Annotated in this window: 15 protein-coding genes; 8 read left to right on the top strand and 7 right to left on the bottom strand. The window is 40.1% G+C overall.

Annotation, left to right across the window (positions count from 1 at the left end; translation table 11 throughout):
* Nucleotides 1–60: 60 nt before the first annotated feature.
* Complete coding sequence (locus V7K46_RS03240) at nucleotides 61–1,800, bottom strand: Mu transposase C-terminal domain-containing protein (RefSeq protein WP_335110989.1); 1,740 nt, start codon at nucleotides 1,798–1,800, stop codon at nucleotides 61–63.
* Between the two features lie 1,296 nt (nucleotides 1,801–3,096).
* On the opposite strand from V7K46_RS03240, the gene V7K46_RS03235 reads away from it, so the two are divergent.
* Nucleotides 3,097–3,462 carry a surface-adhesin E family protein gene (locus V7K46_RS03235; protein ID WP_335110987.1) on the top strand — a complete coding sequence of 122 codons (366 nt, stop codon included), beginning with the start codon at nucleotides 3,097–3,099 and terminating at the stop codon, nucleotides 3,460–3,462.
* 125 nt (nucleotides 3,463–3,587) lie between these two features.
* Here V7K46_RS03235 and V7K46_RS03230 read toward each other — a convergent pair whose 3' ends face one another.
* The 5 genes from V7K46_RS03230 to V7K46_RS03210 form a co-directional block, all read right to left on the bottom strand.
* Nucleotides 3,588–3,818, bottom strand: a complete 231-nt coding sequence (locus tag V7K46_RS03230) for a hypothetical protein (RefSeq protein ID WP_335110985.1) — start codon at nucleotides 3,816–3,818, stop codon at nucleotides 3,588–3,590.
* A 366-nt stretch (nucleotides 3,819–4,184) separates the two neighbouring features.
* Complete coding sequence (locus V7K46_RS03225) at nucleotides 4,185–4,916, bottom strand: peptidylprolyl isomerase (protein WP_335110983.1); 732 nt, start codon at nucleotides 4,914–4,916, stop codon at nucleotides 4,185–4,187.
* A gap of 90 nt (nucleotides 4,917–5,006) precedes the next feature.
* On the bottom strand, nucleotides 5,007–6,389 hold the full coding sequence (locus V7K46_RS03220; protein ID WP_335110981.1) for an HlyD family efflux transporter periplasmic adaptor subunit: 1,383 nt from the start codon (nucleotides 6,387–6,389) through the stop codon (nucleotides 5,007–5,009).
* Between the two features lie 66 nt (nucleotides 6,390–6,455).
* Nucleotides 6,456–9,497, bottom strand: coding sequence for a peptidase domain-containing ABC transporter (locus tag V7K46_RS03215; RefSeq protein WP_335110978.1), 3,042 nt, complete (start codon nucleotides 9,495–9,497; stop codon nucleotides 6,456–6,458).
* A 26-nt stretch (nucleotides 9,498–9,523) separates the two neighbouring features.
* The gene (locus V7K46_RS03210; RefSeq protein ID WP_335110976.1) at nucleotides 9,524–10,084 is read right to left on the bottom strand and encodes a helix-turn-helix domain-containing protein; all 561 of its coding nucleotides are present in this window, start codon (nucleotides 10,082–10,084) and stop codon (nucleotides 9,524–9,526) included.
* Between the two features lie 460 nt (nucleotides 10,085–10,544).
* On the opposite strand from V7K46_RS03210, the gene V7K46_RS03205 reads away from it, so the two are divergent.
* The 5 genes from V7K46_RS03205 (at nucleotide 10,545) to V7K46_RS03185 (ending at nucleotide 13,849) form a co-directional block, all read left to right on the top strand.
* Nucleotides 10,545–10,775, top strand: a complete 231-nt coding sequence (locus tag V7K46_RS03205; protein ID WP_335110974.1) for a hypothetical protein — start codon at nucleotides 10,545–10,547, stop codon at nucleotides 10,773–10,775.
* A 204-nt stretch (nucleotides 10,776–10,979) separates the two neighbouring features.
* Nucleotides 10,980–12,152, top strand: coding sequence for a phosphotransferase family protein (locus V7K46_RS03200; protein WP_335110972.1), 1,173 nt, complete (start codon nucleotides 10,980–10,982; stop codon nucleotides 12,150–12,152).
* A 26-nt stretch (nucleotides 12,153–12,178) separates the two neighbouring features.
* Entirely contained in the window at nucleotides 12,179–13,279 is a 1,101-nt protein-coding gene (locus tag V7K46_RS03195) for a T3SS effector HopA1 family protein (RefSeq protein ID WP_335110970.1), read from the top strand.
* A complete protein-coding gene (locus V7K46_RS03190; RefSeq protein WP_335110968.1) occupies nucleotides 13,279–13,557 on the top strand; it encodes a hypothetical protein in 279 nt (92 codons plus the stop codon). Before V7K46_RS03195 ends, V7K46_RS03190 begins: the two co-directional genes overlap by 1 nt.
* A gap of 73 nt (nucleotides 13,558–13,630) precedes the next feature.
* A complete protein-coding gene (locus V7K46_RS03185) occupies nucleotides 13,631–13,849 on the top strand; it encodes a hypothetical protein (protein WP_335110966.1) in 219 nt (72 codons plus the stop codon).
* Between the two features lie 511 nt (nucleotides 13,850–14,360).
* Here the strand turns inward: V7K46_RS03185 and V7K46_RS03180 are convergent.
* The gene (locus tag V7K46_RS03180; RefSeq protein WP_335110964.1) at nucleotides 14,361–15,806 is read right to left on the bottom strand and encodes a pentapeptide repeat-containing protein; all 1,446 of its coding nucleotides are present in this window, start codon (nucleotides 15,804–15,806) and stop codon (nucleotides 14,361–14,363) included.
* 1,169 nt (nucleotides 15,807–16,975) lie between these two features.
* Between V7K46_RS03180 and V7K46_RS03175 the strand changes: the two genes are divergently transcribed.
* Entirely contained in the window at nucleotides 16,976–22,558 is a 5,583-nt protein-coding gene (locus V7K46_RS03175) for a translocation/assembly module TamB domain-containing protein (RefSeq protein ID WP_335111311.1), read from the top strand.
* 139 nt (nucleotides 22,559–22,697) lie between these two features.
* The gene (locus tag V7K46_RS03170; protein WP_335110962.1) at nucleotides 22,698–23,288 is read left to right on the top strand and encodes a prolyl hydroxylase family protein; all 591 of its coding nucleotides are present in this window, start codon (nucleotides 22,698–22,700) and stop codon (nucleotides 23,286–23,288) included.
* The last annotated feature ends 1 nt before the right edge of the window (nucleotide 23,289 follow it).

Here is a 23,289-nt window from a genome sequence, read left to right as displayed (position 1 = left end):
TCCGTGGTTTCTCAAATATAAAGTGCGTTTAAAATCGATCAACCAGAAGCCTCAATCAGATTAATCATCGTAGTCTTTGCGAAGTTGCTCGTAGTTAAATACTCTGGGGCGACGCTTTTGAGGTTGAGGGGTTTCTTCGACAGTTTCTACTGGCTCTTTAGTTTGAAACGGTTTTACAGAATGCACCTGAGCTTGTTCTTCTTTCTTGCGTTCCTTATGGGTCTTTTTCTTTTGCTTAATAAAAGTATCTCTGTCTTGCACTTCTGCAAGGATAGATTTATTACTTAATTGCTTGCCTGCACTACGAATTTTTCGGCTTGCAGCTTTTGCTTCCTCCAAGGAGATTTGCTCAGTTTCTAAGTCAATCGCATGAGCTTGAGACAGTAGCACTTCTTTTCCTGAATCTTGACGGTATACAAAAACAGTTGATATATCTCTGGGGTCGTATCGCAGCAACACACTTTCTCCTGCATAAGCTGGCAGGTAATCTCCCCGATACATAATATTTTCAAAGCTTACATATCCGCCTTTATAGATGCTGCGACGTGTCTTTTTCATCAGGCAGATATCTAATTCTCGGTCATTAATCAAACTTGGCAGCGCAGGTAATCCCGCTTCCCAGCGTTGAAACCGTGTTTGATCTCCACTGCGAGCATCTATTCGCTGATTGTAGTTATCAATGATGTAACGCACTATCAGCAGATTTAATTCCCGCAGAGTAATACACGCTTCCTCCTCCGCTTGTTCTGGGCGTTCTTGAATATTTGAACCTAGATAACCATAAAATCCTGACAAAAAATCTGTGTTGATAGTCCCAAATCCGCGTTCTTCAATACCACCTTCCGGTGGGCGATCGCGTAAATGGCACTCAAAACCAAGTTGAAAACCAATTTGCTTCAAATGCTCCGAGCGAAAATCCTTCCCGCCATCAGTAAATAGGTTTTCTGGAATCCCGTAAGTTCCCCACTCGCAATGAAGTTTATATTCCGAACTATACTGCTTGCGTAACATCGCATGACGCATAGCTAAGGCGACTACCAGAGAACTAGGTGCATCAAAACCTAAATGGATGCCCATAATACAGCGCGAATAGCTATCTGTAATTTTTGTCAACCAAGGACGTGCCAAAGTTTCACCATATTGATCAACCAGCATGACATCCAATTTTGTATGGTCGCACTGCCAAACATGGTTACTATGATGTACATCGAGCGTCTGTCCATCACGAGTTTGATGGGAAACTCTCGATCCACGCCAACCAATATTTCTTACCTTTTGCTTCTGCTCTTTACGTTCAATAATTGGGTTAAGAACGCGATAAACCGTCATGTGGCAGGGATATTTCTGTAAACCTAGCTGTCCGGCTCTAACCTGAACTCGAATTGCGACTTGAGCCGGTGTCATTTTTCTACCGTCCTTGTTACCTTCTTTATAAGTTTTGACGATAAAATCTTGCCAACCATCATCAATCCGATAGCCACCTTTATCAGAACGTTCGGCTTCAGTAACGCCTGATAACCCCTGTTCTTGATATTTTTTGACGAGTCGCTGTACTGTCCGAACCGTCTTGCCAAGTTTTTCTGCGGCTTGCTTTAATTTAATTCCGTAGGTTTTACGATCGCATGGCTCAATCAGACTTTGTAATACCTCCACTCTCAACTTAGCCTCTGCCGAGAGTTCAGTAACAATTACATTGTTTTCTTTTGCATCTGCACTCTCGGAGATTTTATCAACCTGATCCGAGCGATCGTGCAAAAGCAAAGATTCATCAACCTGATTGGTGTTTGGAGTTTCACCCATAAACAAACTTCATAGCTTGAAACTAATTGATTAGGCAGTACAGCAAGTCTCTCTAAGAAAAGCCAAATTTACAGATTTAGCTTGCATCAAAATTAAGCCGGAATAGGAATATGACCTCGCAAGTAGAGAGAAACAATAAGACACTAATACATATATGTCTTATTTATTGCTTATTGTTTTTTGTGTGCTAGTTAATATAATACTAATTTTGTCCAAAAAGCGACATTTAACTTTTTATTTTTTAGTTATTTCACAAAAACGACACTTATTTCGTTATGGATAGGCAAAAAAATTTTTAAAGCTTTTTTTGAAAAGACGACGCTTAAAATGTTATATATTTAATTTACGACAACTAATGAGTTAAATTATACATGGCATTAAATTTAGCTGACAAAAGCTATATCCTTTATGTTGTAATACTTATAGCTATTTTAAAGAAACGACATTAATTTGTTAAGACGACATTTAATTAGTTAACGGACACTTTATTTGTAGAGCGACAAATTATTTGACCCTGGCGACAAAATATTTGTCAAAATTTCCATAGCGACAAATTATTTGTCAACGGCTCTCCTATGGACTTAAATATAGCTGACTTTCTTGGAATGGAGTAGGAGGCTCAGTTATAAGCTCACCATAATTCCAATATATCTGCAAACATTCAGGATCATCCCGAACGAAGTGCGCCTTTCAACCCTCCCAAAAAGCTTGCAATCTAAATAAAAATTCAACAATATTAGTAACTTATTCGTAGCCTTGATGGTTCTTGAAACAACCCACTTATCCTATGGCTTGCAAATATTGCTTTATCTTTCAACCCACCCCTAGCCGGAATGGTGGTTGAAACTCTGGATTTTCTTCTATAATACAAGGCATTATCTTTCAACCCACCCCTAGCCGGAATGATGGTTGAAACTTTGGGAATTGGGAAAATCAATCTGAAGGAAGCCTTTCAACCCACCCCTAGCCGGAATGATGGTTGAAACGTTATAGCTTATCTCCTGCAAGAATAGTAGATAAAAACTTTCAATCCACCCCTAGCCGGAATGATGGTTGAAACCTTTTTCACCACTACTAAGAGTTCCTTCATAAATCTTTCAACCCACCCCTAGCCGGAATGATGGTTGAAACTTTTTACTTTATTTATACTGCAAAACCTAATCTAACACCTAAAGATTTATCTAGTTTTCTGGGTACTCTACGATAAGGATTAAATAAGGAAAGATACTAAAAACACCAATTAGTTAATGTCGTTTTGGGCTAACGCCTGGATGGTAATGATTTTTTAGGATTATTATGAAAACAATTTTTTTGAGCTTGGCTATTACTTTGTCTGTGGTTTTTCCTGCTATGTCTGAATCTTGGCAACATATTGCTACTAGTGAAGATGGCAAAACAGTCTTATCTCTTGATGCTGAGTCTTTAACTAAAGTTGATGGATTGTATCGTTACAAAACAATGATTTTAGATCAAAGTGAAAACAGAGGGATGATTGGGTATAGTGAGATGTCTTGTAAAACAAGAAGTGAAAGATTAATTAGCTATGACTCGTATGATAATAGTGGACAGATAATTGAGTCCCGCCAAGCTGCTGATAGTACTTTTAAACCTATTATGGTAGATAGTCTTACATCTGTTTTATGGCAAACCATTTGTAAGTAAAAAAAGAAAGGCGGGGGCTAATCAGCTAGCCCCAATCCAGGGTTGAATAATAGTCGCTGTACTGTCCGAACCGTTTTGCCAAGTTTTTCTGCGGCTTGCTTTAATTTAATTCCGTAGGTTTTGTGTTAGCGAAGCTTACCGTTCGCGTAGCGTCTCGTAGAGAAGGTATCGCATGGCTCAATCAGACTTTGTAATACCTCCACTCTCAACTTAGCCTCTGTCGAGAGTTCAGTAACAATTACATTATTTTCTTTTGCATCTGCACTCTCCGAGGTTTTATCAACCTGATCGGAGCGATCATGCAAAAGCAAAGATTCATCAACCTGATTGGAGTTTGGAGTTTCACCTATAAACAAACTTCATAGCTTGATAACTAATTGATTAGGGAGCGTTGCCAATATTAGTGAAGTATTTATCGGGTTTCAGCAGTATTTGTATGAACAGAACAGGGCAGCTTAATTAGGCAAGTCGCTAAAATTAAGCATCCCAGTCAGAAGATTAACTCAAACCTACATAACCATAGCTAAAAATGGCGATCGCTTATCAACATAGCTCAAAGCTATTAATTTATGTGTATAAATTAATACTTACTATTGATATTTTATCTTTTCAGTTCTATTGAGCGTGACTGGCGAAATGCCGTTCATGCTCTTAATTTTTCCTTTGATGGTTTGCAAGCTTGCAGTGGCAATACGCATAAGTAATTTTAATCCAACTCAGGCTTATGTCAAACTCACAGAAATTAGCTCAATTTGTTGCTTTAGCCATTCAGAAAATAAGTTTGAGAGAATTTTTAAGCGCAACATCTCGTCCAATTGTGGCTCAATGAGTTCCTCAACCAAAATCAGATGTGCCCCAATGGATGTCAATATTGGTTTGACAACTTGCGGTGGAGTTGCCGCAAAAACAGCAGCAGAAATTTCTGGTTTCAAATCTGCACGTTTTAATATCCCTCGATATCCTCCTTTTCTGCGTAGTTCTGTATCTTGAATATATTGATGAGCAATTTCATGAAAACTCATCTCACCTTCAACTAATGCGTAAAACAGTTCCATCGCCAAATCAAAATCATCTAAAACCACTTCATACATAACTGCCTGGGCATAATCAATCTGGTGTTCCACAAAAAAAGCTTCGACTTTATATACAAATAGATGTTGAGCTAATTTTGAGGAAATTACTGTGTAATCAACTAATTCTTCAAACTCGTCTAGAGATAAACTGTGTTTTTGTAGCCATGACCAAGTAGCATCAGCGCTAGTCAATTTGTTCATCAAACGCAAGCTATCTGCCGCTTGCTGTAGTTCTTCTGGCTCCACTTTAATACCAACCTCTTTCGCCGTATGTGAAATAATCTTGCGAGTAAGAATATCTTCTATCACAGAAGGAATTTGGCATGAAAGCTTGATTTGGTTGAGAATTTCGTCTTGAGAAACAGTTAGCACTTCTGACATAGGATAACTCTTTAGTAATAAACTTGAAGCTGAATTTGACAATGTTAAAAATGAAACAAGAAGGAGTAACTTTTTGGCATTTATTTCTCTTTATAGTTTCAAACCACCTTTTTGCAACTTTTTAAACGGATCTAGCACAAAATCAATAATCCGGCGCTGCCGAACAATTACCTCAGCAGTTGCTGTTTGACCTGGTGTTAATAAAATACGTTTGTTTTTAGTTTGGATATAAGTTTTTGGCAATTCAATTTCTAGTTCAAAATTTTCTACCTTGCCTTGGGCAGTCTCTACAACTTTAGAGTCTGGCGAAATCCAGCGAAGTTTGCCTTCGGTTACTCCATAATCTTGGAAAGGATAAGCATCAAATTTCAGTTTGACAGGCATTCCTATACGGAGAAAACCACTTTCTTGACTGGGCATTTCGGCTCTAAATATCAAAGGCACTCCCTGAGGTGCAATTTGAGTAACCATTTGCCCTGGTTGCACAACTGCTCCGGCATTATTTATAGATAACTGAAAAATTGTGCCATCAATAGGAGTGCGAAAAGTTTGCTGTTGTATTTGAAATTGCAAAGACTGGATTTGTTTTTTGGTTTGGTCAATTTCTGATAGCACATCGACAATTTGAGATTGAAGCTCTTTAATTTGTTTTTGACTATCTAAAAGTGCGAGTTCACCTGTACGACTGATGCGTTGATTGGTGCTTTGTTGTTTAGTAATTTCGGTAGTAGCTTGTTGGATATCTGATTGAGCTTGTTCTAAAAGTCTCTGGCGTTCAAACATAGCGCCTTCTATTTCTTCTAATTTACTTTTAGAAATAGCACCTTTTTGCCAAAGATATCGATAACGTTGTCTTTCATTATTAGCTAATTTAAGACGGCCTTTTTCTAAGATATATACTTGTTTACTAGACTTAAACCGTTGCTGAATTTGGTCAAGTTGAGCAAGTTGTTCAGATTCTTGGGCTTGATTTTGTAATTGCTGAGTGCGTAAAGACATTGCTAATTGATTTTTTAATAACTGAAGCTGATTGACTCGATTTTTTTGACCCTCAAGCTTGGCCTGGTTTTGTTGTAGTTCAGTGCGATTTAAATCTGATTCCAACTCCAATAAAATTTGTCCAGCTTTAACAGTTTGACCTTCTTTAACCTTGATAGATGTAACTTTTCCAGTAACAGGTGCATCCAATCTCAAAGTTCTACCTTGAGGTTCAATCCGTCCTCTAGCACTCCCTGTTTCATCTACTTTAGATAGCATCGCCCAAGGTAAAACGATCGCTGCAAATATTACTAGCCAATACAGCAATCCGCGTGTCCAAACTCGTGGCAATGTATCAATTAATTCTTTGGTTAAAGAAGACCAGTCTTCACTGAGGGATGTAGAAGATTTTGACTGAGGTTTTAAGTCCGCTTGATTACTAGGGTAGTGGCCGTTCTGACTGAACTGTTCTTGTGTCGGAAATTCGTTTGTCATTGTTGTTTATCTGATATAAATGTTGTTAACAAAGCTGAATAACGCTAAACAAAAAGTAACTTTGACTTAAATTGCTACAGTCAGTTGTTGTTGATTGAGATAGAAGTATTGACCGCGTTTAGCCATTAATTCATCGTGAGTGCCACTTTCAACTAATAAGCCTTTATCTAGCACTAAAATTCTGTCAGCATTGCGTACAGTTGAGAGGCGATGTGCAATCACCACTGTTGTTCTATTTTGGAGAATTGTGTTTAGATTAGTCTGGATGATGCGTTCAGATTCAGCATCAAGACTACTGGTAGCTTCATCTAAAATCAGTAATCGGGGATTTCCTACAAGAGCGCGAGCGATCGCTAACCGTTGTCTTTGTCCCCCAGAAAGCATTCCTCCCCCCTCACCGATAAGAGTTTCGTAGCCCATCGGTAGTTCCTTAATAAATTGATGCGCTCCTGCTTGTTTAGCTGCTTCTATAACTTTTTCTAAAGAAGCTTCAGGATGACCTAAACTAATGTTTTCCCGAATCGTACTACCAAACAAAAAGGTATCTTGGTCAACTACACCAATTTGCTGACGAAGCGATCGCAGCGACAAGCTGGTGATATCATACCCATCAATCAAAATTTTTCCTTCTGTGGTAGGGTACAGTCCCAATATCAACTTAGAAATAGTCGTCTTTCCCGAACCACTGCGTCCTACAAGCGCGATCGTCTGTCCTGGTTGGACTTCAAAACTGATGTTTTCTAAGGTGTTTATATCACTTTCTGGATGATAGCGGAAAGTAACTTTATCAAAGTGAATGTAGCCGCGAATTAGTGGTAAATGTTGATGAGACTGGTGTTGTAAATCTTCTTCTGGTTCAGCATCAATCACATCATTAATCCGCTCAACAGCAATTAGTACTTCTTGCAACTCATTCCACAGCAAAATTAGTCTTTGAAAGGGATTAATAACATTACCCAGCAACATATTAAAAGCAATCAGTTGCCCAATTGTGAGTTCATTTTGAATCACTTGCCATGCCCCAAACCATAGTAAAACTGCGGTGACTACAGCTTCAATGCCAGAGCTAAATATTTGCAGCGTGTTGCCAATGACCTGCCCGGAAAAAGTCTTTTTAACTGATTTACCAAAAAGTTCTTCCCAATGCCAGCGGACTGTCTGCTCAACAGCCATAGACTTAATCGTGCGGATACCAGTGAGAGACTGAATCAAATACCCAGTTTCTTCGTTATGTGCCCCAAAAATCTCGCGGGAAACACGCTGTAAGAAAGGTGTAGCAATCAGCGCCAATAATCCGAATGGTAGCACAATTACTAAAGTCATTAATGCCATTTTCCAACTATACCAAAACATTAACCCTACATAGACAAATACTGTTAGTAAATCGAGAAAGATAGATAGGGCTTCACCAGTTAAGAAACGTTGAATTTTGTAATTTTCCTGTACGCGGGAAATAATATCGCCAACGTAACGGGACTCGAAATAGTTCAGAGGTAAACGGAAAGTATGGCTAATAAAACCCACAATCAAGGCTAGATCCACTCGATTAGCTGTGTGGTCTAGAAGATATTGCCGCAACCCAGTTATAGCAACTCTAAAAAGGCTAAAGATGACCAAGCCTATGCCTACAGCCGTTAATGTTAGATCACTGCGCTGCACAACTACTCGGTCTAACAATAATTGCGTAAATAGTGGTGTGATCAGGCCAAAAATTTGAATGAGGATGGAAGCAATGAATACTTCCAACAACACCAGCCAGTGAGATTTAGTTAATTCAAAAAACTGCCAGAAAGGAGTGCTAGTTTCTTTTGTCTCTCTGAGTAAGGCCGTGGGTTGGAGTAATAAAGTATAGCCAGTCCAACCTGCTTTAAATTCTGCATGAGTGAGGGTACGCTGACCAATACCAGGATCTCCCACGATAACGCGATCGCCTCTAACTTCATAGACGACAATATAATGTTTGCCTTCCCAATGCACAATAGCAGGTAGGCTTTGCTGGGCAAGTTTATCAAGGCTGGCTTTTACAGGTCGAGTCGAAAACCCGATGCTTTCTGCTGCTGCTGCTAAACCTCGCAGCGATGACCCATCCCGATCAACGTTGGCAATGTCTCGCAGCCGATTGATGCTAAAACGCTTACCCCAGTAGAGACCAAGCATCACTAAACAAGCCGCACCGCAGTCAGATGCACTTTGTTGTTCAAAGAAAGGATAGCGTCGAGTGATACGTTGCCATAGATGACCGATTTTTACGGTTGGGCTTGGGAAGTAGGCTTTATTAATTTTTTTCTGGAACTGGTTTTTTGGCTCAATAGTAAATTGGGAAAATATAACAGGCTCAGACGCTGCAACTGGATGGTTGTTGACCGATGGGGTAGCATCGAGTTCAGCCAGTTGTGGCACGTATTGCAATGCAGTTTCCCAATGCGAACAGCTGAGGCTGTATAGTTGCGTTGGTTGGGTTACCTGCCAACCACGTTCTTTGGGTAACTGAGATAAGGCATAAATATTGCCAGCAATGAGTTTGAGTCCTGATGTGTGCAATAGTTCGCCGCAACGCAGTATCCACAGCTGCTGGTCTTTAAGTAAAGAAGATGGAAGTTTGTTAATTTGGAGATTGTGCTGCTCTAGGAGTGGTTGTATTTGCATTACACCTTCGTAAGCAGCATTATTCAGCGCCGGATTTTGGCGACATAACAGCAGTAAATCCCAAAGTGCAGCTTGACGGTGAAGATGCTGCCCAATGGAGGGATATTTACGGATGAGCGATCGCAAACAATTTCCTGGAATATAACCAAGTTTGAGATTTACCGAAGCCCTAGCAGTGTAAGGTTGAAATTGCTCCTCTGGAAATAGCGTTAGTTCTGCAAATGATGTTCCCGCACCTACAGAGGCGATTAAATTATCGGTGCGATCAAGCAATCTGACTTTACCTGCCAAAATTAGATAAATGCCAATGCTTGCGTCTGCTGTCTGCCAGAACAGTTTGCCTGCATTAGGTTGGAGAATTTCAATTTGTTTGATGCAGTCTGAAAATTCCTGTTCTGAAAGAGCCTGACCCAGAGTTTGGGCAAGCTGTTGAGTGGAAAATTCTGCTTTGTTCTGAACCATGACTTGTTGGGAGTTTAACGGCAGAATTAGTTACTTGTCTTAGCGAAATTCAATGACCACCGAAAATCAGGCTCTGGATTTGGTAACAGGTTGCCTATAGTAATCCGAGAATTCTTTGTGTTATCAGTTTCTTTCTCAGCAGTTTTGCGTGTCTGTCGAGTTGAAAGTCCCATTTCTTTGAGCAAGCGGTTAATGTGGCAAGCACTAACTTTAATTCCCATCTCTTTTGCCAGATGCTTGCTTAACCATTGCCCTGTCCAGCGTTCAAATGGATAGCCATACTCACGCGGACTATGGCTTGCTAGTTCTTGCAAACGAGCCAGATATTGCTCATTCACGGCTTTGGGACGACCCATTGGGCGATCGCTCCAATGGTGAGCTTGACCTGTTTGGGCGATCATAATCCAGTGCCGTGCCGTCTCGTGAGAGCATCCTAAAACTTCACAGATTTGAGTCTGAGATTGACCTACATCTGCCAACAATATGATTTCAATACGACGGCGGTATTCTGGACGTAAATCTGCTTCTAGACTTTTGACCAAAAGCTTACGCTGAAACGCTGTTAAGTATAGACCTTGCTTGTCCATAGCAATTTCTCCTGGTATAACTTGCAATGCCCAGATAGAAATTAATCTGGATCATCCCTGAGAACCTCTGTTACTTCTCTGAATCAAAACTCCGGGAATTCCACATCTCGTTACAAAGCTTTACAAGAATCCGGTAAACATTCACAACTGTGGCTTTTCAGGCTTTGGTGGTATGACAAACTAAAAACAGCACCATCTACAACAAAAAACATCGCTTCAGTTTCAAATTAGATGATTCGGAGTAGTGACGCGCTACTGCACTGTAATTTTTTCAGATAAAAGTACTTTTATTTTTGAATATTAAATATTTGAATAATTAAAACATAACTCCTTGAATTATGCATAAACGATAAGTTTTTCAGTCTTGAAATTATAGATTGAATCTCCGAAGATTGAAATGTGATTAGGCAATACACAGCTAATCCAATTCTAAACAACTTCATCTAAGAGTAAAAATTCAATGGCAACTATCAATATTTCCGATTTACGTCCTGCTGGTTCTGATCTATTTTCTGATTCTGAAAGTTACATGAGTGAGTTAGGTGACAACGAACTTGTCAAGGTCAATGGGGGGTCTACTGTTATTTGCTTCCGAATTGGATATGCTGCTGTTCGTTCCTCTCAAAAATGTGCTGCTGGTATAGCTGGAGCAGCGAATGCTGCTAAACGCTGGTGGGATCATCGTAAATAAAAATTAACTTAATTCAATTAACAACTGAATGCTACGCGAGTAGGGTGTGTTATGCCACAGGCTGACATACCCACTATCTTAAATTTTTGGTGTGTTAGAACTAATATCCATTGAACGCCCTAGCAGATTAAAGTTAATGAAGTTTCAAAAAACAATTATCTATGCAATAAGTCTTGTGTAATACATTTAAAGGGAGTTTTAGTTGTGACATTTTTATTAAGTTCTGAAAACGTTTTAGATTACTTACTTAACAAAAAGTTATTTTTTCAACAACAGCAAGCTTTAAGCAAAGTCGAGCTAAAAGATGCCAAAAACTTTAATCTATTAGTGAGCTTGCAAGATAATCGCCAACTTCTAGTAAAACAGGAGCGTCACGATCAAGAAGGGAAAACTGCGAGGGAATTTTTGAGTGAATGGCGAATTCATCAGTTCTTTCAAGAAACTCCTGAACTCAGTCACATCCAGTTAATGCTTTCAGAGGCTTTACATTTTGATGCAGAGCATTCTGTTATTATTTTTAACTACCTCAATGACTATCTTGATCTAGCCGATTTTTATACAAAGGAGAATGTTTTCCCAACTGAGATCGCAACTTCAATCGGCACAATTTTAGCTACAATTCATCGCGCTACATTCAACTGTCAAAAGTATCAAGAATTTTTCTCACAAACATCTGACGATACATCTATTGAACAAGCTCTTAACTTTAATTTTGGGCTAGAACGGATTAGTCCGGAAGTTTTCGGTCAGGTTCCCGCAGATGGTCTAAAATTCTTTGCACTCTATCAGCGATATGACAGCCTCGGAAAAGCGATCGCACAACTCACTACTAAATTAGTGCCTTGCTGCTTAACGCATAATGACCTCAAGCTAAACAATATCCTCTTAAATAACAATTGGGAAGAAGTCCTAGAACAATCCACTAACAGTGTGATTCGATTAATTGATTGGGAGCGAGGCGCTTGGGGAGATCCTGCATTTGATTTAGGAATGCTCATTGGCAGTTATCTACAACTATGGCTAAATAGCTTGGTTGTGAGTAAGTCTATTGATGTCGAAGAATCTTTGCGATTAGCGATGACACCACTCGAACAGCTTCAGCCTTCAATTGCAGCCTTGACTAAAACTTATTTTGCTAACTTTCCAGAAATTTTAAAGCATCGCCCTGATTTTTTGAGACGAGTTGTCCAGTTTTCTGGTCTTGCCATCATTCAACAAATCCAGGCAATGCTCCAGTACCAGAAATCCTTTGATAATACGGGTATTTATATGCTTCAGGTTGCCAAGACTTTGTTGTGTCGCCCAGAACAATCAATCCCGACTGTTTTTGGAATAGCAGAAACCGAACTTACTGACCTTACTAGTTCCCTTGCTTAATTATTTTTAGTTGCACCCATACCATTATGCAATTATTAGATTTTCCTCAAAGTCAATTGTCAGCTTCTGCGCCAGAGCGCGTCCTGAATTCTCTTCAAGATATTGCCAATCATGTTCAAATCCAGTCCAATTTTTGTATTAGCCATCCAGCTTACAAACCTTTTGAAATTCCTGGTGAGGTAGTAACTCGTTTTCAACGAATACCTTTGGAGCTTCAAAATAAATATCTGAGTCTACAACTGCAAAGTTTTCTCTACGGTATCTATTACAACGGCTCTATGCAAGCTGCCCTAAAAGCAGATGCAAGTTCAGATAACTTAGCACTGCATCAGAATTTAGAGAATAATACTTTTCTGGGAGTAGACCTGGAGTTTTACGATCGCCTACATAAAAGTAATCTTGGAGAAGGCTACTTTGACCCAGGTTGGTCTGTGCTGCGCCAAGAAAGTGATGGGAGTATCGCTGTCACCAAAGGCGGTTTAACTTTGCATATTGAGCGCGATCGCCATTTACAACCTAGTGAGCAATCGGCATCTGTAGGCAACTTAGTCGCTATCCGTATGCCTCGTAATTTAGTTCAAAACGGATTTTACATGGCTGTTAGCGATGCCGGCCCAGACACTTATCCTCAGACAGTCAGAGTTTACTTTAACTTGACACCCGAAGGTGCGATCGCACTCATGGAAAGCCTGACACGGGAACTGAATCAAATCAGAATTCCTTTTACCTTTAAAGTGCTATACAACCCTTCTGATTACGGACGCTATGACAGTGGGGTTCTCTACTTTGAGAAAAGTAACTATGAAGCAATCCGGCAAGTGCTAAGAAGTGTTTATGCAGAAAAGCGATCGCATTTTCGGACGGAAGTACCCTTGTTCACAAAGTTACTTGCGCCTGGACTTGCTCTAGCAGAAGAACCAGATTGTAAATTTGCTGCTGTAGAGAGTTTTGGGATGAACCGTTGCCAAATTGTTGCCAATGGCTTGCTAGAAGCACGGGCTACAGGAGATGAATCGCCCCAGAGCCGAATGGCATCTATCCATCAGCACTTCTCCCTTCTAGGAATGGATTGGCAGCATTCTTACCTGAATGCCAACTCTCTTGACATCTACACCCCATTAGACTGATGAAACTAACCGATCTTGCACCGCCTAAAGTAGCCTCAGCCAGCGAAGTTAGTCATGTAACAAATAATTTCCCAGAGTGCAATTTACCGTTTTACCGCAAACTAGGGCGGGCTATGACGCTCTCTGACGCTCTTACTAGCAAGATTCCCGTAGGGGTACGAATACTCGCTCTAAGCGTTGGCGCAGCCTCTTCTTCGAGTTGCCATGCCGCAGGCTTTACGCAACGGAGACGCTGCGCGAACGCTATCAACGTCGCCTTTTTACCTACCACTGTGTGAAATAGGTCTCAAGATAGTGTGTACCTCACCACAGAAGAACTTAAGCTTGGTGTATAAGTTTGGGGAAATAGTGATGAATAAGGAAACAGTTCCTAGTCAAGCAGAAAAGTCAAATCCAGAAGGCGATCCATCGCAATTAAGTCCAGAAGTACTAGACAAAATCAAACACCCTGCGAGAATAGACGATGTTATCCGGGAGCAATCACCACAAGAACGTAGGAGTAACCCAGCTTTAGTACCCGAAATGATTGATGAACCAAATGATGAATTGAACGGATTTACCCAAGAGTAATCGAAAGGCTCAGATTCCCGACTTTTATAAAAAGTCGGGAATTTTGTTATTCATGAATCATTAAGTAGAGCGATTTATATAGCTTGCTAATTGTAAAATATCAGGATATAGGATAATTTTCATCTGCCCTGAAATGTATTTAGAATCTCCTTAGGCAAAGGTGCATTAAAGTCATCAGGCACTATGAATTATCGAGCAGATAATTAAAATGGGTGTTGCTGTTTGTTGGTGATTGTAATTGGTTTTAATTCAGCAATTAGTTTATCTGCCTAGACAATGAGAAAGCTTTCACCTGCCTCAACTTGATTAAGGTATTTCAAAGGATCTCGTTGGATATCATCAACTATGACTCTCTGCATCTGAGTATTTCTGGTACTGCTATAGGGATAGTACATTACTTAACTCAATTGTAGTGCGAGCGCCTCTCATGTAAGTTGGCTGAAGCGATTGCGGAACTAAACAATTGATTATATTGGTTTCGCTACTTTTCATCCAACCTACGAATCACTATTTAGTCTGGTTTGATCCAGCCTTTGATGATTGCTTTACCGATGTTGATATAGGAATTATCTAAAAACTCTTCAATTGCAGCTTCACTAAGTCCCTGTAATGCGCCAATAACGCGACGCTTCAAGCTAGGAGTAGTTTCATCATTTACATAAGCAATCTTCTCAGTTTCATTAGCCGTAGGATTATTTTGCTCTAACTGTTTTATAAGCCGTTGGATTTCAGCTAATGCATCAGCAAGAGTTTGTTTTTGTTCAGATTTGTAGATGTTTTGGTTTGCTTGTTGCCGTGCATTATCTGCAATTTTGTTAGTAAAATTGCTAATATTTGGTTGATGGAAATTATTGTTATATATGTCTGACATAATATTCTCTACATTAATAGGTCTTGTTGCTTGCAGCTTAACCATTTCTAACATATTTGTACTTTGCTGACGGTAGAAAGTAATCTCATCGTCTTTTGCTTGAAGCTCTCTCCGATATTGAGCTTCTAATAACTTAACATTAGTTTCATAAAATTCTTTAAAACCAGTTTCAATAGCACCTTTAATTACATCAGTGTTGATATCTGATTCAATATTCACATCTAATCGGACAATTAATGTGTTACTTTTACGTTCAATTCCTTGAAGATCAATGTTATGTTCAGGATATTGTTGACGTAATTCGTTAAATGACTTGAAAAATGCTTTCCAATCGATACCTTCTGTAAAAGTTAAGTCGATGGTTTCTAATGCTTTTTCAACAATTTTGATGCGTTCTGTAAACTCATTAGGTGCAAAAATACTATTTATGTCTATAGGACGACGCTGGTCAAACTTATTTAGTTCATCATTAAACTGGTAATAAATATAATCACATTTTACATTATTTAAATTAGTAGAAGAATCAATATTCAAATTTGCTATACAAGTTCCCGTTAAATTAGCATAATTAAAATCTGCACCAATTGCTTCCAAATAACTTAAATTGGAATTTCTTAAATCTGCATAGCTGAAATCAGCGTACCTAAAATCAACTCCTTCTAAGTCTGCTCTATATAAGTTTACTTTCTTCATATTGATATTTATTAAATTTAGTTTTCCTTTGGAAGAATTCAGCATTAATTCCAATCCCGGAAATACAATTAACATAATAATCAAAAATAAAGAAAAACGGATGATTATATATAATACTAGCTCTGCACTAGATAAATTAATTTTAAATAATCGATTGTGTTCAAAAAAATATATTAAATTATCTGTAACATTAGTCTGTAGTAAAAAAAGATTAACCAACAAGGATATGAGAGATGCAAGAAGCCTCCAAGCCTTTTTTTGGTTTCTTATAGATATTTCATGAACCAGATAAACTCCACTAAGATTCACATCTATATTTGGATTTGCTGCTCGCCAGTCATTCCAAGCTGTAACTCCCTCTGCAAGTTTATTTAGATGAATTTTATTTGCCATCCTGGGAAAATTAAACTGAGTAAATTAATTCATTATTAAATATCGTAATCCAGTTGTATTTTTGTAAAACACTACGACATAATTCGGGATTAAACTTCACTCGTAGAACCCATAAAAACGATAAAGTGATCAACTACTACTACACTTATATTGATACTACACTGTTGGTATAGCACTCTTGCTGATTAACTAGATTAAGTATACAGACAATCGAGCTACCATAGTTAATTGGAGTAATCATTTAGCACCTCATGATTTTAGGTAATTGACTAAAATAACCAGCTTGCTAATAAATGAGGTCGGTTAGTAAAGTCGGAAATATTGTTATTGACGTTAGCTCATTTGTAATCTGTTGCTACCCAACATTATGCAGTTTTTCCTGATATACTTCGGGCGTGTTGATGTCTGATAGCACAGCCTGAGTCTCAAATTTAACTTGATGAATTACTGGATAAAATTCTCTGATAATTTGGCGTCAAACTAAAGTTTCTTCACGGATATTGTGTAAGTGTGATCGCATCCTATTCCTAAATAACAATGGATGTCCTATTTTTCCTTCATATATGGATGCAGTAATCATTGCTAAATGTCTTGATGTGCTAGCAGTAATCTACGCCAGTTAAATTTTATAGCTAAGGTTGTGTATACAGGAGTTGTCACAAAATAACTTAATATTCAAACTATTACCTATTCCTGATTATCTCACGATTAATACTTAAATACACTGAATCTATCTAAAGACATAAATTTTAAAATTTATAATTATTCTAAAGTTAACATAAAAAATAAGTAAATACCATGAATGCTCAACTTCGGGAAATCCTAAGTAATTCTCTTAATCCCCGCAAAATTTCCCAAGTTTAATAATCAAAAGATTCATGTCTGGTGACAAACTATAACTCAAAATAAATTCAGGAATTACGCAAAATTATAAAATAACATAGACACATTTACGAAGCGTCTTGTAAAGCCTGCGGCATAGCAACTCTTAGAGACGCTCTTGCGTTCGCTTAGGACGCAGCCTCTCCAAGAGTTGAGAAGTGCCTTGCCGCAAAGTTCTTGCCTAAGGTCTAATATTGTGAAACGATAGCTTGTAACTTGCTGATACAGCTGCAACTAGTCTCTCTCTAGGCTGACTCCAGAAAAAAGTACTGGTAACGATAACGATGATGAAGCACTCTCCAAATTCAGAAAAGAACCACAAACCATCTAACCGTCGTTTATGGCTCCTCATCTTAGGACGTACCAGTTTGGCTGTGGGTGGAGTTTTACTGGTTGGAATTGGAGTCGGTGCTTGGTGGGCTAGAAGCTATGTATATAAAGATTTAGCACCATTAGTGCAGCAAAATCTCCAGCAATTGCTTGGGCGTCCAGTAAAAGTAGGGAATGTTGAACGTTTTTCGCTTTCTAGTCTAAGATTTAGCTCTCTTTCGATACCAGCAACTCCCAATGATCAAGATCAGGTGGTAGTAAAAGCTTTGGAGGTGCAGTTCTCGCCGTTGCAACTTCTCCTCACCCGAAAACTGGTATTAAATGTCATATTAGTTCAGCCCAATGTCTACATTCAACAGGCTCAGGATGGTCGTTGGGTTACAGCCCAAGTTAAGGCTGGGGAGGGACAAGGCTTCATCCAAACTGAGTTGCAGACACTTCAAATTCAAGATGGTGATGTAGAGTTGATGCCATTCGCCGCACCAACTAAACCGAAAGGCTCAGTAATATTAGATCAAGTTGGTGGTGTTGCCCGATTTTCAGATCGAAATCAAAGGATCGGTTATGACATCAATGCTCAACTCACTAGGGGAGGCGCTGTTAAAATTGTTGGCGAAACACAAGTAAAAGCTCAACAAACCAACCTCAAGCTGCAAGCACAAAATTTACAAGTATCAGAGGTCAGTCGATTAATTCAATTGCCAATTGCCTTGCAAGCAGGACGTTTAGATGCTGACTTAGGGGTTCAGATTCCACCCAAACTGTCAGAAATAGCGATTACAGGAACAGCTACAGCTAATCAAATCACTGCTAAAATTCAAAATATTCCTCAGCAGGTTTCTAATTTTAATGGGAGATTTCTATTTCAAGGTCAGACAGTTGCTTTAGAGAATCTGAGTACGAACTTTGGCAAAGTTCCCATTCAGGCAAATGGAACAATTAATAGCCAAACAGGTTTTAATGTCTCTGCTCAGATAAAACCAGTTAGTGCAAAAAATATCTTAGACACATTCAAAGTGAAATCGTCAGTCCCAGCTACTGGCGAAATTCAAGCAAATATTCAGGTACTAGGCGCACTTGAGCAACCAGTCCTCAGCGGTACAGTAAGTAACACAAAACCTATTCAAGTTGACCGTGTTCAATTAAAAGCCGTCAATACTGACTTCCGGTTGAATGTATCTAAAACTGCATCTCAACTTGCCGTTTCCAATCTGAAAATAGTCCCCGCAGCAGGTGGTGAAATCACAGGCGATGGTCAAGCTCAACTGGGAGCTAAAAATGAGGCAAGATTTAATGCTCAAGTTGATGGTGTATCAGGGGATATACTAGCACGCGGTTATGGCGTTACTCTACCGATCGCAGTTGGAAATGTTTCAGCAAAAGCACAAATTTCTAGTTCACTTGGCAAACAGCCGTTGAAACTTGATATTACTAGTGTTAAAGTGACGCCGCCAAGCGGGGGGCAAATTACAGCCAGTGGTCAAATTCAACTGGCTCCCCAAGGTCAAGTAAACATAGGTATTCAAGCTCAAGGTTTACCAGGAAATGCGATCGCTCAAGGTTACGGTATTTCAACTCCGATTAATGTTGGTGGTATATCTGCGAACGCCAAAATTTCTGGTTCTCTGGGCACACCATTAAACGTCAATGTTGTTCGCGTCCAAGCAAATCCAGAGGTGGGAGGGCAAGTTACAGCCAACGGTCAACTTCAGCTTGCACCCAAAGGTAGGGTGGCCTTGAATGTACAAGCAAAAAATTTACCAGGGGATGCGATCGCTAAAGCGTACAACTCCTCACCCTCGATCACCATTGGGAATGTATCAGCAAATAGCAGGATTTCTGGCTCACTTGGCAACCTGCAAGCAGTAACGCAAGTGCAAGCGCCCACAGCCACCTATCCGATTACAGGTGAAGCTGTTGTTAATCAACAAGGGCAGAATATCCTCTTGCCAAATGCTGTGTTGAACGTGGCAGGCAGTATAATCAGGGCTAGGGGTCAAGTTGTACAACAGCGCTGGCAGGCTTTTGTGAATACCCAACAACTGCAATTGAGCCGTTTTGGACAGATACCACCCCAATTCCAGGGAGTTTTAAGCAATGTCGCCTTGAATTTGTCAGGAAGCACTGCTTCTTTCCAACCCTCAACCATTCAAGCCACAGGACAAGCAAGGCTGAATGTAGCAGGAGGTACGGTTAATCTCAGGAATGTTAGCTTTAATCGTGGTCGCTGGCAAGTGCTTGCCAACACTTCCCAAATTCAACTCAACCGTTTCTCACCCCAATTGGGAGGACGGCTCAATAGTAATATCCAATTCGCAGGCACAGCAAAATCTTTCCAGCTTGCAGATATTCGAGCCGCCGGACAAATCCGCGTTTCCCAAGGGTTAGCGCTGCTAGCACAACCGCTGACAGCCCAAGTGCAGTGGAATGGAGAGCAGATTATCGTTGAAAACGCAACTACCTCAGGATTGAGTGCTAATGGGGCGATCGCTGTTCAAACTCCACCAACTGGCGCACCCGAAATTAGGGGATTTAATCTGAATGTACTGGCGCAGAATTTCAACCTCAAAAATACTGGCTTTAAAGTTCCTGGTGACGTAGCGGTAGCGGGGCTACTTGATTTTAAGGGAAAAGTCATAGGTACTCCAGATGTTCCGCAAGCTAATGGCAATATCCGGCTGCGGAATTTCCAGGTTAGTAATTTGGCGTTTGACCCAGTTTTAACTGGAAATGTGAATTTTCAAGGGGGACAGGGGGCAAGTCTGCGATTAGCCGGGAAGCAAGATAGGATTGCGCTTAACCTGGGTGCAGATTATCGCCCAACTTCATTTTTAGTCCAGCGCGATGAGGCAGTTACCACAGGTAGAACTGAAGGAGATAACTTGCTCATCAACGCCCAACAGTTTCCCATAGCTCTTGTTAGCGGCTTTTTACCTAACAATCAACTGAAACCACTTGCGGGGCAATTATCAGGAAATTTAGTTGTTAATTTAAATAATTATGCAGTTGCGGGAGACGTTGCGATCGCTGCGCCTCGTGTTGCTAGAGTTGCAGCAGATGAATTTCGCGGAACCATAAATTATGCCGATGGTACTGCTAGCCTGGCTAATGGTCAATTGCGGATTGCAGATAGCAATATCGCCCTGAGTGGAAATGTGCAAACAGGGAATGACCCGCAATTTCAAGTTCAAGCTAATTTAAACCAAACCAGAATTGAGAAACTCTTACAAGCGTTTAATATCTTTGACTTTAAAGACTTTGGTAGCGGGTTACAGCCTCCGAAATTAGCTGGAGCAGAGGTACTTAATACCGAGCCTGTCAGTTTGCCCAACGCAGATTTGAAAACACAATTAGCATATTTCTCTAATATTGCAACATCGGTAGCAAAACAACAGCAGGTAGAAAGAAAAAAAGCCACGTCTTTGCCCACCCTTGCAGAATTAACGGGTGCTTTGAGTGGAGGAATTACAGCTAATGGCTCGTTGAAGTCTGGGTTAAATGTCGGCTTTAATTTTCAAGGTGCTAATTGGCAATGGGGTGAATACTCGATTAATCAAGTCGTTGCTCAAGGTACTTTTGCTGATGGGATCGTCACACTTTCGCCATTGAGTGTTGGAATCAATCAAGGACTGGTGGCTTTTTCGGGACAGTTAGGAACTGAGCAACTATCTGGAAAGTTGAATGTAGCAAGTCTACCTCTATCACTTTTAGAGCCTTTTATCGAAAAATACCCCATAGATATTACTGGTAATGTAAATGCTGATGCCACCTTGGGAGGTAGTTTAAAAGACCCCAGAGTCCAAGGACAAGTGGCGCTGGCGAATGCAACTCTCAACAAGCAACCTGTGCAAACAGGACAGGTGAACTTTGACTACAACAAAGCTCGCTTGAATTTTGACAGTACTTTGTTAGTCACAGGAACGCAGCCACTTGCAATTACAGGTAGTGTACCTGCTGCATTACCTTCTGCCGCAGTGCAGCCAGATAGCAATCAAATTAGCATCAACGCTAATCTGCAAAATGAAGGATTGGCACTGTTAAACGTGTTTACCAACAATCAAGTCGCTTGGGTAGACGGTCAAGGAAAAGTAGATTTAAACGTTCAAGGGACTTTAAAGGAACCAATTATTAATGGCAATGCCACACTTAATAATGCAACTTTTCGCACTCAAGCCTTATCTGATCCCCTAACAAATGTCACAGGGATAGCGCGATTTAATGGTAATACGGTGAGTGTTGAAGGTATCCAAGGCACGTACAATAAAGGGCAAGTTACAGCATCAGGCATCCTGCCAATTTTTGATCCGCAGCAAGCCGCAGCGAATCCCCTAACAGTATCAATAGCAGACAAACTCAATTTTAAGATTGCAGGACTGTATGAAGGCGGTGTTGGCGGCGATGTCGTAATTCGCGGAACAGCCCTAAAACCTGTAATTGGTGGAGAGATTAAACTGAGTGATGGTCAGGTGATTATTGGAAACTCGGCTGCTGCGAAGAAAAAATTAGCAGCGACAGCAGAGGCTAACGCTAACGTCATAAATAGAGAAGAGGTTAATGCTAACGTCACACCTACACCAGAGAATAGCTCTAACCCAGTGATTACAGCAAAGAGTAGCACTAGCGCAGTCACTCCACCCAATTTACCTATAAAGTTTGCAGATTTAAAGTTGACTTTAGACAAAGGTGTTCGTGTTACCACTCAGTCTTTACTGAGCTTTGTACCAGGAGGAGCGGCATTGAGTCAGCCCCTATTGAAATTTGACGCCAAAGGCGACTTGACCATCAATGGTACATTAGCCAAGCCACTTCCTCAAGGAGTCATTCGTTTGACAGGAGGAGGACTGAGCGTATTTTCCACTCAGTTCACCTTGGCGCGGGGCTATGAACAAACTGCGAGCTTTACTCCAAGTCAAGGACTTGACCCTACTCTCGATGTCCGACTTACCGCAATTGTACCGGAAGCATCAACAAGGAACAGTCAAACTTTGGAATCACCATTATCTTCTGAAGTCAGCGATGTTTCTGTAAACAACTTTGGGACTTTACGTAGCGTTAACGTTCAAGCCAGGGTGAACGGGCCAGCTAGTAAATTGAGCGAGAATCTAGAACTGACGAGTGAACCTAGCCGTAGTAAGGGAGAAATAGTTGCTCTGCTGGGTGGCTCGATTCTGGGTTCTTTCGGTCAAACAAATGCAGGACAAGGGCTGACTGGTTTCGCTAGTTCGACCATTTTAGGTGGTTTACAAGGAACTATCACTGCGATCGGACAGGCTGTTGGTTTCAGTGAGTTTCGGATATTTCCTACTCCATCTACTAATACTAATAAAGCAGCGAATGGTTCAGTTCTTAATTTATCAGCAGAAGGTGTGTTTGACATCAATAAAAACGCATCTGTTTCTTTATCACACGCTCTTTCTAACAATGATGAGTCTTTCCGTTACAATGTGCTCTATCGACTCAATGACGAAATTTTGATGCGAGGCTCAACTAATTTGGGGGATGAAAATCAATTCCAAGTTGAGTATGAAAGCCGATTTTAGATTACGAAAATAGGTAACGCAGGGTGGGCTAATTTTTACAAGCCGATGCAATGGCAATACAGTTTAGTTAAGCACAGCTTAACAAATAAATGGTATTAGTTTACACTATTAGAAAGCTTAAATCTTAATCGACTCAACCATGACCAAGAAAAATTTGCTTGGCAACCAAATTTTCACGTTAGACAATATTCTTTCAACAGGAGAATGTGCTGAATATATTAATTTAACCGAAAACATTGGTTATACAGATGCTCCTATTACTACCATTCGAGGTTTTGAAATACGTCCCGACATCCGCAATAATCAGCGTGTTATTTTAGATGACCAGGAACGGGCTTTTGATTTATGGCAGCGTGTGTCAAATTATATCCCCAGTACCATTGGCAGATGGCAAGCGATTGGACTGAATGAGCGTTTTCGTTTCTATCGCTATGACCCAGGTCAGAGGTTTGCGATTCATCATGATGGTTCTTATCGGCGACCTAATGGTGAGGAAAGTCTATTGACTTTCATGATTTACCTTAATGAAGGTTTTGAAGGCGGTGATACCCGTTTTCATCTTCCTCACCGATACTATCAAGATTTACCTAATATCGCTGTGATTCCAGTAACAGGTATGGTTTTGTGTTTTGTCCATGAACTAGTACATGAAGGCGCTCCTATTATCCAAGGACGAAAGTACGTTTTACGCTCAGATATTATGTACCGTCAACAATTGAAAATTTATTAGT

This window comes from Nostoc sp. (genome assembly GCF_036917395.1).
Classification (GTDB): Bacteria; Cyanobacteriota; Cyanobacteriia; order Cyanobacteriales; family Nostocaceae; genus Nostoc.
This window is presented reverse-complemented; position numbering and strand designations above follow the sequence as displayed.